Source organism: Microbacterium sp. UBA7513 (assembly GCF_002478345.1).
Classification (GTDB): domain Bacteria; phylum Actinomycetota; class Actinomycetes; order Actinomycetales; family Microbacteriaceae; genus Microbacterium.
On sequence record NZ_DLNJ01000015.1, the window covers coordinates 98626 to 111412 of the forward strand.

At 69.2% G+C, this 12787-nt stretch carries 18 protein-coding genes and 1 tRNA gene; 14 read left to right on the top strand and 5 right to left on the bottom strand.

Annotated features, from left to right (window positions below; translation table 11 throughout):
- The 3 genes from cysS to B2W79_RS07830 form a co-directional block, all read left to right on the top strand.
- Positions 1 to 1207 (top strand): cysteine--tRNA ligase (gene cysS, locus B2W79_RS07820; RefSeq protein WP_292788384.1); only part of this gene is annotated, 1207 nt, incomplete at its 5' end.
- Entirely contained in the window at positions 1200 to 2204 is a 1005-nt protein-coding gene (rlmB, locus tag B2W79_RS07825) for a 23S rRNA (guanosine(2251)-2'-O)-methyltransferase RlmB (protein ID WP_071328837.1), read from the top strand. The genes cysS and rlmB, both read left to right, overlap by 8 nt.
- A gap of 15 nt (positions 2205 to 2219) precedes the next feature.
- On the top strand, positions 2220 to 2861 hold the full coding sequence (locus B2W79_RS07830) for an NAD(P)-dependent oxidoreductase (protein WP_071328836.1): 642 nt from the start codon (positions 2220 to 2222) through the stop codon (positions 2859 to 2861).
- 36 nt (positions 2862 to 2897) lie between these two features.
- On the opposite strand, the gene B2W79_RS07835 is transcribed toward B2W79_RS07830, so the two are convergent.
- Both B2W79_RS07835 and B2W79_RS07840 read right to left on the bottom strand, forming a co-directional pair.
- On the bottom strand, positions 2898 to 4199 hold the full coding sequence (locus B2W79_RS07835) for a DUF4032 domain-containing protein (protein ID WP_292788387.1): 1302 nt from the start codon (positions 4197 to 4199) through the stop codon (positions 2898 to 2900).
- 78 nt (positions 4200 to 4277) lie between these two features.
- A complete protein-coding gene (locus B2W79_RS07840; RefSeq protein WP_060921924.1) occupies positions 4278 to 5381 on the bottom strand; it encodes an ABC transporter ATP-binding protein in 1104 nt (367 codons plus the stop codon).
- Positions 5382 to 5609: 228 nt separating this feature from the next.
- On the opposite strand from B2W79_RS07840, the gene B2W79_RS07845 reads away from it, so the two are divergent.
- Positions 5610 to 6560: a DsbA family protein gene (locus tag B2W79_RS07845; RefSeq protein ID WP_071328834.1), complete on the top strand. Its 951-nt coding sequence runs from the start codon at positions 5610 to 5612 to the stop codon at positions 6558 to 6560.
- A gap of 42 nt (positions 6561 to 6602) precedes the next feature.
- Positions 6603 to 6675: transfer RNA gene (locus tag B2W79_RS07850), tRNA-Thr, on the top strand.
- Positions 6676 to 6756: 81 nt separating this feature from the next.
- Here the strand turns inward: B2W79_RS07850 and B2W79_RS07855 are convergent.
- The 3 genes from B2W79_RS07855 to B2W79_RS07865 all read right to left on the bottom strand — a co-directional run bounded on the left by B2W79_RS07855 (position 6757) and on the right by B2W79_RS07865 (position 8787).
- Positions 6757 to 7920: a tyrosine-type recombinase/integrase gene (locus B2W79_RS07855; protein ID WP_292788391.1), complete on the bottom strand. Its 1164-nt coding sequence runs from the start codon at positions 7918 to 7920 to the stop codon at positions 6757 to 6759.
- The gene (locus tag B2W79_RS07860) at positions 7920 to 8366 is read right to left on the bottom strand and encodes an ImmA/IrrE family metallo-endopeptidase (protein WP_292788393.1); all 447 of its coding nucleotides are present in this window, start codon (positions 8364 to 8366) and stop codon (positions 7920 to 7922) included. Before B2W79_RS07860 ends, B2W79_RS07855 begins: the two co-directional genes overlap by 1 nt.
- A gap of 73 nt (positions 8367 to 8439) precedes the next feature.
- Positions 8440 to 8787, bottom strand: a complete 348-nt coding sequence (locus B2W79_RS07865) for a hypothetical protein (RefSeq protein WP_292788395.1) — start codon at positions 8785 to 8787, stop codon at positions 8440 to 8442.
- Between the two features lie 86 nt (positions 8788 to 8873).
- On the opposite strand from B2W79_RS07865, the gene B2W79_RS17645 reads away from it, so the two are divergent.
- From B2W79_RS17645 to B2W79_RS07905, 9 genes are all read left to right on the top strand, one after another.
- Positions 8874 to 9146, top strand: a complete 273-nt coding sequence (locus B2W79_RS17645) for a helix-turn-helix domain-containing protein (protein ID WP_313391132.1) — start codon at positions 8874 to 8876, stop codon at positions 9144 to 9146.
- Positions 9143 to 9370, top strand: coding sequence for a helix-turn-helix domain-containing protein (locus B2W79_RS07870; protein ID WP_292788397.1), 228 nt, complete (start codon positions 9143 to 9145; stop codon positions 9368 to 9370). The genes B2W79_RS17645 and B2W79_RS07870 overlap by 4 nt, the downstream gene beginning before the upstream one ends.
- Before the next feature lie 41 nt (positions 9371 to 9411).
- Positions 9412 to 9645 (top strand): hypothetical protein, encoded by a 234-nt coding sequence (locus B2W79_RS07875; protein WP_292788399.1) that lies wholly within the window; start codon positions 9412 to 9414, stop codon positions 9643 to 9645.
- Positions 9642 to 10076, top strand: a complete 435-nt coding sequence (locus B2W79_RS07880) for a hypothetical protein (protein ID WP_292788401.1) — start codon at positions 9642 to 9644, stop codon at positions 10074 to 10076. The genes B2W79_RS07875 and B2W79_RS07880 overlap by 4 nt, the downstream gene beginning before the upstream one ends.
- Positions 10073 to 10234 (top strand): BRO-N domain-containing protein, encoded by a 162-nt coding sequence (locus B2W79_RS07885; protein WP_292788403.1) that lies wholly within the window; start codon positions 10073 to 10075, stop codon positions 10232 to 10234. The genes B2W79_RS07880 and B2W79_RS07885 overlap by 4 nt, the downstream gene beginning before the upstream one ends.
- Positions 10235 to 10299: 65 nt before the next feature.
- Complete coding sequence (locus B2W79_RS07890) at positions 10300 to 10626, top strand: hypothetical protein (RefSeq protein ID WP_292788405.1); 327 nt, start codon at positions 10300 to 10302, stop codon at positions 10624 to 10626.
- Positions 10623 to 11603, top strand: coding sequence for a hypothetical protein (locus B2W79_RS07895; protein WP_292788407.1), 981 nt, complete (start codon positions 10623 to 10625; stop codon positions 11601 to 11603). The genes B2W79_RS07890 and B2W79_RS07895 overlap by 4 nt, the downstream gene beginning before the upstream one ends.
- Positions 11590 to 12348 (top strand): hypothetical protein, encoded by a 759-nt coding sequence (locus B2W79_RS07900; protein WP_292788409.1) that lies wholly within the window; start codon positions 11590 to 11592, stop codon positions 12346 to 12348. Before B2W79_RS07895 ends, B2W79_RS07900 begins: the two co-directional genes overlap by 14 nt.
- Positions 12348 to 12782 (top strand): hypothetical protein, encoded by a 435-nt coding sequence (locus tag B2W79_RS07905; protein WP_292788410.1) that lies wholly within the window; start codon positions 12348 to 12350, stop codon positions 12780 to 12782. The genes B2W79_RS07900 and B2W79_RS07905 overlap by 1 nt, the downstream gene beginning before the upstream one ends.
- Positions 12783 to 12787: the final 5 nt, after the last annotated feature.

The window sequence follows — 12787 nt, forward strand, 5'->3', positions numbered from 1 at the left end:
CGTCACCGACATCGACGACAAGGTGCTCGCCAACGCCACGGAAGCCGAGCCGTGGTGGGCGCTCGCCTATCGGATGGAGCAGGAGTTCGCCACGGCCTACGCCGGCATCGGCATCCTGCCGCCCACGTACGAGCCGCGGGCGACGGCCTCCGTCCCGCAGATGCAGGAGCTCATCGCGCTGCTCATCGACCGGGGCCACGCGTACCCCGCTCCCGACGGGTCGGGCGACGTGTACTTCGATGTGCGCTCCTGGCCGTCCTACGGCGATCTCACCCATCAGTCCGTGGACGCGATGGAGGCGGCGCAGGACGCCGACCCGCGGGGCAAGCGCAACCCCCAGGACTTCGCTCTGTGGAAGGGCGCCAAGTCCGACGAGCCCACCGACGCGACGTGGGCGTCGCCGTGGGGGCCGGGGCGCCCGGGCTGGCACATCGAGTGCTCGGCCATGGCGAAGCGATACCTCGGCGCGGAGTTCGACATCCACGGCGGCGGTCTGGATCTGCGGTTCCCTCATCACGAGAACGAACTGGCGCAGTCGACCGCAGCAGGAGACGGCTTCGCCCGCTACTGGGTGCACAACGGCCTCGTGACCGTCGACGGCCAGAAGATGTCGAAGTCGCTCGGCAACTTCACGCTCGCGCGGGACGTGCTCGCGGAGCGGGACCCGCTGGTCGTGCGCTACGCCCTCGCCGCCGCGCACTACCGGTCGAGCCTCGACCTCTCGGAATCGTCCTGGACCGAGGCGGAGGCGGCGCTCGGCCGCATCCGCTCGTTCCTCGATCGCGCATTCCGGGGGGCCGAAGAAGGGTTCGGTGGCGGTGACGCGCAGAGCCTGCCCGCCGCTTTCGTCGAGGCGATGGACGACGACCTCGGCGTGCCCCAGGCATTGGCCGTCGTCCATGAGAGCGTGCGGGCCGGGAACTCGGCTCTCGACGCAGGTGACACCGCGGCGGCTCTGGACGCGGCGCAGGCGGTGCTCGCCATGACCGGTGTGCTCGGCCTCGTGGAGGACGCGGGCTCCCGGAAGGCCGGGGATGTGCAGGCAGCGGCGCTGGACGCGCTGGTGCAGGAGATGATCGCGCAGCGCGCCACCGCGCGCGCGGAGAAGGACTGGGCGGCGGCGGATCGCATCCGAGACGCGATCGCCGCCGCAGGTATCACGCTGGAGGACACTCCGGCCGGAACTCATTGGAGTATCGATGGCTAAGCCAGGGCGCCCCGGCGCGAGCAAGGGAAACAAGAAGGGCCCGACCAAGGGCACCGGCGGTCTCGGGCGCAAGGCGCTCGAGGGGCGTGGCCCCACGCCGAAGGCGGAGGACCGCGCATGGCACCCCGCCGGTAAGCGCAAGGCCGCGGCCGAGCGCTACGCGGCTGCGGGCGGAAAGGGCAAGCCCGGTGGGCGCCCCGCCTCCGGAGGCAACCCGAACCGCAGCGCCCGGTCGAAGGACAACACCACCGACACCGAGACGGTCACCGGCCGCAACTCGGTGCTCGAGGCGCTGCGTGCGAAGATCCCGGCGACGGCGATGTACATCGCGCAGCGCGTCGAGATGGACGACCGCGTCAAGGAGATGCTGTCGATCGCGACCCACCGCGACATCCCGGTGCTCGAGGTCACGCGTCAGGAGCTCGACCGCATGGCCGGCTTCGACGGCGTGCACCAGGGCGTGGCCCTCAAGGTGCCGCCGTACGAGTACGCGCACCCGCAGGACCTCCTGGAGCAGGTCATCGATCGCGGCGAGACGCCGCTGTTCGTCGCCCTCGACGGGATCACCGACCCTCGCAACCTCGGTGCGATCATCCGCTCGACGGCGGCGTTCGGGGGCCACGGCATCATCCTGCCGCAGCGCCGTTCCGCCGGGGTGAACTCGGCGGCGTGGAAGACCAGTGCGGGCGCGGCTGCGCGCATCCCGGTCGCGCTGGCCTCGAACCTCACCACGCAGCTCAAGGAGTTCAAGAAGCAGGGCGTGTTCGTGCTCGGACTCGACGGCGACGGCGACGTCTCGCTGCCGGCGCTGGAGCTGGCGGACCGCCCCGTCGTCATCGTCGTGGGCTCGGAGGGCAAGGGCCTGTCTCGCCTCGTGACCGACACCTGCGACCAGATCGTCTCCATCCCCATCTCCGCGGCGACCGAGTCGCTGAACGCGGGAATCGCGGCCTCGGTCGCGCTGTACCAGGTCGCGACCGTCCGCGCCGCGGACTGACCGAGAGGAATACGCATGGCCCGCATCATCGTCCTGGGAGGAACCGGCTACGCCGGACGCCACATCGTCGCGGAGGCGGTGAGTCGTGATCACGCGGTCGTCGCCATCTCGCGTTCGACTCCGGCGGATCCGGTCGCGGGTGCCGCCTACGTGCAGGGGTCCGCGCTCGACCCTGCGACGCTGACCGAGGCGTTCGCGGGTGCCGATGCCGTGGTCTCCGCGCTCTCCCCGCGCGGCGACATGGAGGACCGTGTCCTCGAGGCGCTGACGAACGTGGTCGGGCTGCTCGACGGCACCGAGACCCGGCTCGGCGTCGTGGGCGGCGCGGGCGGCAGCCTCGTCGCGCCCGGTGGCCCCCGTCTGTTCGATCAGGGGTTCCCGGAGGAGTACAAGCACGAGGCGCAGGTCGGCATCGACTCCCTCGCGCTCCTGGAGCGCACCGCGGACAGCCTGGACTGGTTCTTCGTCCACCCGGCCGAGGTCTTCGGGCCGTGGGCGGAGGGCGAGCGCACCGGCCACTACCGGGACGGTGGTGACGTGCTCGTCCGCGACGAGGACGGGAAGTCGTACATCTCCGGGGCGGACTTCGCCGTCGCCATCGTCGACGAGATTGAGCAAGCCAACCACCACCGCGAGCGGTTCACCGTCGGGTACTGACGCCGTCGGGCGCGGCGCCGACGTGCGGGCACGGTCTCAGACGAGGTCGCGCCAGTCCACCTCGTCGTCGTCGCCGAGCGCCAGCGTGCCGGTGACGACGGGGAGGCCCATCGTCTCGGTCGGCGGCCCCATGATGGTGGCCTCGTCGCGCCGGTGGCGGAGCACGTCGTTGATGTAGCTCGTCAGCACCTCCGCGAGGGCCACAGAGCGTCCCTGCGCCTGCGACAGGTACCAGCGGTGCTCCAGCACCTGGTGGAACACCTCGGCCGGCTCCAGCTTGGCGCGCAGGTCGTAGGGGATGGCTCGCACGACGGGCTCGAAGACGCGCGTGAGCCACTCGTGCGCGTACATCTCCTCGTCCGCCCACTGCTTGGTGGAGCGGGCACGGAACTCGTCGAGGTCGTTGAGGAGCCGCCGGGCCTGGTTCTCCTCGACGTCGAGACCAGTGAGACGGATGAGCCGGCGCTGGTGGTGCCCGGCATCGACGACCTTCGGCTGGATCTCCACCACGGTGCCGTCGGCGGTCGTCGACATCGACATCTCGTCGATGTCGAAGCCGAGGGCGTTGAGCCGCTCGACGCGTTCCGTGATGCGCCAGGTCTCGGCGGCGGAGAACGATTCCTGCGCGGTGAGCTCGGCCCACAGCGACCGGTAGGACGACACGATGCCGTCCGCGATGGCGACGGCGTCGACGCCGTGCTCCAGGCGACCGCCCGCGGCGAGGTCCATGATCTCGCCGGCGATGTTCGTGCGCGCGAGGTCCAGGTCGTAGGCGCGCTGTCCGTCCGTCAGACCCTCCTCGTGCAGCTCTCCGGTCTCCGCGTCGACGAGGTACGCCGCGAAGGCTCCGGCATCCCGGCGGAACAGAGTGTTGGAGAGCGAGACGTCGCCCCAGTAGAAGCCGACGTTGTGCAGGCGCACGAGCAGCAGCGCCAGCGCGTCGACGAGGCGGGTGGCCGTGTCCGGACGGAGCACCCGGGTGAACAGCGCCCGATAGGGCATCGAGAAGCGCAGATGCGAGGTGACCAGTGCCGCGGGGAGCGGCGCCCCCGACGCGTCGGTGCGCCCCGCGATGACCGCGACACGTTCCACGCACGGTACGTCGAGGCGCGCGAGGTTGCCGAGCATCTCATACTCACGCCGCGCCATCTCGGTCGTCGTCTCCTTGACGGCCACGACGCGACCCGAGAGGTCGGCGAAGCGGACGAGGTGGCGCGAGAGGCCCTTGGGGAGGGAGACGATGTGCTCGGACGGCCACTTCTCCAGAGGCGTCGACCAGGGCAGAGCGAGCAGACCGGGGTCGACCGTCTTGGCCGTGATCCGGAGGGATTCCTGCATGGGGGCTCCTGAGGGTGCCGGGGAAATGACGCGGCGCGGGCGACCGAAGTCAGCCCGCGCCGCGGTGGAGGTGTCCGATCAGGCCGAGACGACCGGCTTGTCATTCAGGCGGTCGCCGGACTCGAGGTCGAAGGCGTGCACGTGGCCCGGGTTCGCGGCGAGGGTGACGGTCTCGCCGGCGTTCGGGTGGTTGCGGCCGTCGACGCGGGCGACCAGATCGGTGCGCTTGCCGTTGATCTCCGTGTGGCCGTACAGGTAGCCGTCGGCGCCGAGCTCCTCGACGAGGTCGACGACGACCGACAGGCCCTGGCCGTCCGCCGGGCCGACGGTGATGTCCTCGGGGCGGACGCCGACCGTGACCTGCGAACCGTTGGCGCGGCCCACGGTGTCGCGGTCGAGCGGGACGATCTCGGTGCCGAAGCGCACGCCGCCGTCGGCCAGGTCGGCCGAGAACAGGTTCATCGCGGGCGAGCCGATGAAGCCGGCGACGAAGACGTTCTCCGGCTTCTCGTACAGGTCGCGCGGCGAGCCGACCTGCTGGAGCAGACCGTCCTTGAGCACGGCGATGCGGTCGCCCATGGTGAGCGCCTCGGTCTGGTCGTGCGTGACGTAGACCGTGGTGACGCCGAGACGACGCTGCAGCGAGGCGATCTGCGTGCGAGTCTGGACACGGAGCTTCGCGTCGAGGTTCGACAGCGGCTCGTCCATGAGGAAGACCTGGGGCTGACGGACGATCGCGCGACCCATGGCGACACGCTGACGCTGACCACCGGAGAGGGCCTTCGGCTTGCGGGTGAGGTACTGCTCCAGGTCGAGGAGCTTCGCGGCCTCGAGGACCCGCGCGGCGCGCTCCTCCTTGCCGACGCCGGCGATCTTGAGCGCGAAGCCCATGTTCTCGGCGACGGTCATGTGCGGGTACAGCGCGTAGTTCTGGAACACCATCGCGATGTCGCGGTCCTTCGGCGGCACGTCGGTGACGTCGCGGTCGCCGATGAGGATGCGGCCGGAGTTGACCTCTTCGAGGCCGGCGAGCATGCGGAGGGAGGTGGACTTACCGCAACCGGAGGGACCGACCAGGACGAGGAACTCGCCGTCTCCCACCTCGAGGTTGAGCTTGTCGACAGCCGGACGGGTGCCGCCGGGGTACAGGCGGGTGGCCTCGTCGAAAGTCACAGATGCCATCGTGTTTCTCCTTCACCGGCAGGTACGTGCCGGACGATCCGTAGTGAATGAAGCGGCGGAGCGACCCGCCGTGACCCTTCATCGGGTCGAAATCAGTATGGCACGAACCCTCGCACCTGGGTATTTCTCAGCCTCACTGGTTAGCATCGAACCCGGCCGTGCGCAGCGGCGATCACCGCCCGACGGTGGTCGGGGCCAACCCGGACCCCCTGAGACTCAAGAGGAACGATGTCGAGCGACGAAACGCCGAACGTCCCCGCCCCTCGCACTTCGCGCGAGGCCGTGCGGGAGAAGGCGCAGAAGGTGCACGCCCAGCAGTCGCGGGCGCGTCTCATGCGACGGATCATCATCGGTGCGGTCGCAATCATCGCGGTCGGCGCGATCGGGACCGCCGTGACGCTCGCCGTGACCTCGCAGACGTCCAAGCCGCAGCTCAGCCCGACCGGCATGGAGGCCGACGGCGTCGTGGTGACCGACATCGCGTCCGCGGCGATCGCCGGTACCGCTTCCCCCACGCCGGACCCCGAGCCCAGCGAGGCCGGCACTAGCGAGACGCCGTCGCCCGAGCCGTCGGCGGCAGGTGCTGTCGAGGTCCACGTGTACGTCGACTACCTCTCGCCCGACGCGGGCAAGTTCGAGCGCGCCAACGCCCGGCTGCTCGCGCAGTGGATCGAGGACGGTGCCGCGACCGTCAGCTACCACCCGGTCGCTCTCCTCACCGCCAGCTCCAACGGCACCAAGTACTCGCTGCGTTCCGCCGCGGCCGCCGCCTGCGTGGCGACGCACTCGCCGGACCAGTTCTACGCGTTCAACCACGACCTCCTCGACGACCAGCCCGATGTGGGCAGCGACGGGATGTCCGACGAAGAGCTCGCCAATCTCGCGGGCGCCGTCGGCGTGGACAACGCCAAGACTGTGCGCTCCTGCATCCAGGACGGCGACTACGTCAGCTGGGCGAAGGAGGCGACGACCCGCGCGCTCGAGGGGCCGCTCCCCGGCTCTGACGACCTCGTGCTCACCGCCGCCCCGATGATCGTCGTCAACGGCGAGGCCTACGTCGGCGCGCTGGACGACCCGCAGGAGCTGTCGACGTTCGTCATGTCGGTCGCCAGCGAGGCCTACTACGAGTCGGCGACTCCAACGCCGACCCCGACAGCCACCTCGGCGCCGGCGCAGTAGTCCGTCGCACGCGCCCGCCATCGCTAAGCTGTGATGGCATCCGCCGACTTGGCGCAATTGGTAGCGCACCGTACTTGTAATACGGGGGTTACGGGTTCGAGTCCCGTAGTCGGCTCGAAAAAGACCATTTCAGACCCAAGAAAATCGCCCCGAATCCGGACCGGATTCGGGGCGATTCGTTGTTTAGTCGTGGTTTTTAGGTGAACAGCTTCGCCAGAACAAGTCCGGCCGCGGGTCCGCGGTGCACCTCGTCGGCGTAGTGCATCCGTGTGGTGCGCTCGTCCTCGTGGCCGAGCTGCTCCTTCGCTGCTTCGATGCCGAGCTCGTCGCGGACCACGGTGGCCACGGTCTTTCGGAAGCTCTTCGGGGTGGTGCCCTTCCAAGGCGTGTCTCGCAGTGCTTCGCGCCAGGTCGTCCGGTAGTTGTTCGGATGTCGGAAGGTGCCCACGCTCGATGCGAAGACGAATGCGGAGTACGACGCGACGCGCCGCCGCATCAGCATGTCGACGACGTGGTCGGGAAGCTCGAGCTCGCGATACCCGGCGTCCGACTTCGTGAACTCCTGCACGAAGAACTTCCCGTCTCGGTCCTGCGCGATCGTGCGGCGGATCGTGGCGAGCTTCGCGTCCAGGTCCAGTTGGTCCCATTGCAGGGCGAGCAGCTCGCCGGTGCGGATGCCGGTGCCGATGATCATGTCGGTTGTGTCCAGCAGCTCGCTCGCACGCGGCCGGCGACGGCGGCGGTCGTCCGCCGGCCGCGGCTCCGTGCCGGCGTCCCACTCCTCGAAGCGTGTCCGCATCGCGCGCACGACCTCGACGTTGGGCGCTGCGCGCTTCACGGTCCGCTTCGCCTTCTCGGGCGCCGGAACGTCCGTCATGGGATTGGGCCGTACCGCTCCGTGGCGGGCGGCGAGGGTGAACATCCCTCGCAGGACGACGTGAGCGGTCGTCGCGGTCCCCGCACCGGAGGACCGGGCGAGCGACGTGACGAAGCGGTCGAGTCGTGGCACCGTGATCTCGGCGAGGCGGACAGAGCCGAGCCCGGGCGTGATGTGCTTCTCGATCGCGTTCTTGTAGATCCGGATGGACCCCTCGGCGAGGCGAGTCTTCGTGTCGAGCCATGCGGTCGCGAGGTCGCTCACAAGCGAGTCGGGGGTGAGTAGCTCACTCGCTGGTGCGAGTCGCTTCTTCAGCGCTTTCACGAGGTTGCGTTCGGCGTCCGCGCCGGTGCGACCGCTCCGCTGCATGAGGCGGGTGACGCCGTCAGAGTCGCGGTAGTAGGCAACGGCGGTCGGCTTGCCCTTGACGGTTGTTCGGCGGATCCGCCCCCACGTCTCAAGCTCGAGCGGCGGGCGCGCCACTATGCGACCTCGATGCGGTGCGCGAACTGGCCAACACCCATGCGGGGCTGCACGTAGGTCGCCTGTTCAGTGCGGAGCAGGGTCTGCCGGTAGAGCAAAACGAACTCGTCGGGGACGTTCAGGTCGATCGCCATGCCTGTGGCGTGGCCCTCGCGGGACCGCTCGGCCGCTGCATAGGTCTCGGGTGTGATCAGCTGGCGGATCGCCCAGAAGTTCGCCGCGTGTTCCTGTCGTTTTCGGATCAGGCCGAACTCGGTCGGCCTATGTCCGAGGACGTGGTGCCCGATCTCGTGGTACATCACGCCTCGCAGGACGCGTCCGCGCATCCCGGGAGTGATCTCGATGTAGTTGGAATCGGGGGCGTAGCCGCTGCGGTGAATGCCGCGCTTCTCCCGAACCTCGAGGCCGAGATCGGCGGCGAGGTTCCACGCGTCGAGCGGCATCACGGAAGACCGATCTGTACGCGGTGGTAGGTGGCGTTGGGATGCTCTGTGGTCGCGCTCATGTTGACCCCTCCGTTCATGCGTGGTCGTAGTCGGTGTCGTGGCCCTCGGGGAACTCGTTGATCGATTCATTAGCGACCAAGTCGTAATCCTGGCGGCGACGTGCGACATTCTCAGCACGGGTGATCAGCTCGACCTCCGAGATGCCGAGGGCCTTGGCGATCGCGGAGATGTCCCAGACGTTGAGGATGACCCTGCGGCCTGTCTTCACGTTGCCGCCGTCGAGTCGGTCGGACATGTACTGAGACGACTTGCCTATGAGGCGCCCGAGGCCGCGGGAGGAAAGGGACTGCCGCCCCATCTCGGCTTTGATCTCGCTGACGAGGGCGTCGGAGAACAACTCGGCGAACTCTGTTTCGGTCATGGGGACCATCATGGCAGTTGCATGAATATTGCACAATATGCATGGCGAGGTTGACGGTGCATGGATATCCATGCGAAGGTACCTGCATGGAACTTCATGCATCGGCTCACGGGGATGTAGCCGCTCGGCGCTTCGCAGACGAGGTCCGCGCGGAGCTCGCGCGGCAGCGTCGCACCGCAGCCGAACTCGCGCTCGCAGTGGGGATCACCCAGCACACGATCGGTCGGCGCCTGAACGGAGTCACTCCCTTCAACGCGGTCGAAATGGCTCTGGCGTCGCGCTTCCTCGGCGTCAGCCTTCCCGTGCTCTGGGAACGCGCAGCGACTCCGGTGCATGCAGCAGAGGCGGTCGCATCATGACCGGCGCAGCCGTTCACGTCGGCGCACGACGGGGAGCAGTGCTCACCACCCGCGACGCCGCGAAGTACTGCGGTCTCGCGTACCAGACCCTGCGCAATCTGCTTGCCGCGGGCGAGGGGCCAAAGAAGTTCAAGCAGGGCGCCCTCAACGTCTTCTATCCGGTCGACCTGGATGCGTGGCTCGCTACGCGCATTACCGACCCTGACGAAGCGGCCGCATCATGATCTCCCGGTCTGGGGTCCGGGTGCCCGCTGGGGTATCGGGCATGTCGGGTCGGGGCACCGTGGGGACGGCTGCCCCGACCGGACGGCTGAGCCCGATCGTGCGGGCCACGTCCTACGCCTACACCGTCCTCGCCGTCGTCGCCGCGGTCTTCGCGTTCGTCCTCGCACCATGGGGGCTGCTGCTCCTCATCGTGACGCTCGCCGCGTTGGCCGTCGCTGTCCTCCTGCGGCTGATGGCCGCCGGTCTCGCCGCGATCGAGGAGGACGAGTCGTGAGCGTGCTCGAGGTGTTCGACTACGCCGACCGCCAGGTGCGCACGGCGACGATTCCTGGGGCTGCGCCGCTCGCAGGTGTCGAGAAGCACATCTACGCCATCGAGGTGGGGCGGGTCGGCATCAAGGTCGGCATCACCGAGCACCCGCACCGCCGTATCCAGACGCATGCTCGGGCAGCTCGCGCCCACGGGCACGAGCTCGGACGGATCGCCGTCACCGAGGCATGCGAGAACGCCCGGGACAACGAGCGCATCCTCATCGCGCTCGGCGGCGAGGGTAACCGCAGTGAGTACCTCGACGTCGACTTCGACGACGTGATCGCCGAGATGCGGTCCCTCGTGATCGAACGCGCCGACGCCGAGAAGCACGAGCAGCGGGCCGAGGGCGTCAAGAACCTGTTCGCCAATCTGATGTTCGGGGGAGTGCGATGAACGCCGTTGCTGCTCTCCGCTTCGAAGGCGTCGAGGTTCGCACTGTCGTGCGCGACGGACAGCCGTGGTTTGTCGCGAAGGATGTGTGCGATGTCCTCGGCATCGCCAAGTACCGCGACGCCTTCGCGCAGCTCGACTCCGGCGCCCTCACACCCTGACCCCACACACGAAAGCGGGGCGCCCGCGGCAACGGACGCCCCACCAGAAAACGAAAGGCAAGCACATGCCTCAGACACAGGATACCGACGACAACGTCGAACCGGTGGACGACTTCGCCCCGATGACCGCTGACATGCACCTCAGCGTCGCCGAGCGCACCGCGCCCGTGATCGACGGACCGGTCGCGACCGATCACCGCAGCATCTGGCCGCTGTCTCCCGGACGCATAGTCGCCGTCGTGGCCGCGCTGCTCGGCACGGCCATCTGCGGCCCCGCCGCGGCCGACCCGACGACCGGGGTCAACGGCGCCGACCTCGGCGTCCTCCTCAGCCTGGCGACGTTCGTCGCCGCGTTCCTCATCCCGCTCCCGAAGAAGGGCGACCAGTCATGACCCCGCAGATCACCGCCGCCCGCGTCGTCGTCCCCGGCGACGCACCCCGCACCGTGTGGATGCTCGAGCGCGGCGAGGGCGTCACCGCCTCCGACGTATGGCGCATCGCACGCGCCGGCATCAAGGCGCGCCGCGCCATCGTCGAGCAGAAGATGAACGGCTCGACCTTCCGCGGCAACCGGGCAACGGCGGCCGGGCACGCCCGCGAGGCCGCCCTACTCGACGAGGCCGCCGAGCGCCTCATATCGCTCACCCCCAACGCCGCACTGTGGGCCGCGCTCGACAACGACCTACACCGAGCCACCCCGGACGCGATCGGCATCGACCAGGACGGCGCGCTCGTCGTCATCGAGGTGAAGTCCCACGAGTTCGGCTGGGACTCCTGGACGATCCCCATCGAGCACATGGCGCAGATGCAGTGGCAGATCCACGTCCTCGGCGCCGACTACGCCCTCTACGGGTTCGAGGTCCGCGACGAAGACGACATGCCGCCCGCCGACGGCGCGACCTGGATCCCGGTGCCCCGGGACGAGGAGATGATCGCGTACCTCGTCGACCGCGCCGACAACTTCATCGCCTGGCGCGACGCCGGCTGCCCCGACGTCGACGACCTCCCCGACGACGTCACGGACGCCGTCGCCGCATGGGCGCCGCTGAAGCGCGACCTCGACGCCGCAGTGAAGGCGGAGAAGGCCGCGAACGCGAAGGTCAAGGCCGCGACCGCCAAGCTCCCCGGTGCTCAGCGCTTCGGCACCGTCGGCATGACCGAGCACGGCGGGTTCCAGACCACCGTCGCCGAGACAGTGTCGATCGACGAAGCCGCATGGAAGGCCGCCGCCCCCGAGGTCCACGCCCACGTCGAGGCGCTGCGCGTCGAGCTCGCCGTGCTCGAGGCATCGGCGCTGAAGCACTTCCCCCGCACCACCCGCAAGGCGCCCGCTCTGAAGTTCCAGGAGGTCGAGCATGTCAACGACTGAGCTCATCGAGAAGAAGACCATCGGCGAGGTCGAGCACATCGTGCACGCCTCGGGTGAGTGGGACGGCACCGGGCCCGTCGAGTTCTCCGACGACGGGGAGACCTGGACCCAGGCGTGGGCGCCGACGATCGTCACCGGCACGGACGGCGAGACGATCCGCGTCGAGGTCGCGCACCCGGAGTTCGCGCGCGTCGAGGTCTACCGCAAGGGTGTCCGCATCCCGACGACCGTGACGATCCGCTGGGCGGAGCAGTACCCCGCCGCGTCCGAGGAGTGGGCGGCGAAGTGGGACCGCTCGCCGATGCGGCACCTCGGCCGGACCGTGCGCATGGTCGCGTTCCGGCAGACGTTCCGTGATCTCCTCGGCGACATCCGCATCGAGGAGGAGGTCGACGAACGCGACCTCCCGGAAGCCCCCGCGAACACCGCGCCGGCGGCGGAGCGCGACTGGGCGGCCGAGTTCCTCGCCACCGAGACGATCGAGCAGATCGACACCCTCGAAGCGGAGGCCCGCGCCGTCCGCGCCTTCACGCCCGACAAAGCCGGCACCGACCTGCACCGCACCGCCCGCAACCAGCGGAAGGCGCTCGCCGAGTCCGCCTGGGCGATCTCCGCCGCCGCGGCCGCCCCGACGGCGACCGAGCCCAAGACTCCCGTCATCGAACGGCCCGCGCCGCGCGACCACCTCCCGCCCCAGAACCGATCCGCCCGCCGCGCCGCCGCACGCAAGAAGGGACGCCGCTGATGTACACGAACCCGAGCACGGGCGAGGCGATGACCACCGAGGCTGCGACGTTCGCGATCAAGGCGGGCGCGCAGCTCCTCGACTACCAGCCGACCAACCCGACCGAGATGGAGTACTTCATCCGCGAGTCCGTCGGGCTGATGGAGCGCATGCCCGACGTGATGCTCGAGATCAACGCCCGCCGCTACGCCGCCGAGCGTGCCTACATCGCGAGGAAGCAGACCCAGCTCGCCCACTACGGCCGCAACAACGTCCCCGCGACGTTCGCCCGCGCGATGGCCGACACCGACGCGCAGGCCGAACTCGAGGCCTGGCACAACGTCAAGGCCGAGTACCACTACGCCGAAGGCACCGAACGCGCTCTGCGCACGAAGGTCAACTCGATGCTCAACATCAACCGTGCGATCGCCGCGCAGTTCGGAGCGCACCGATGAACGCG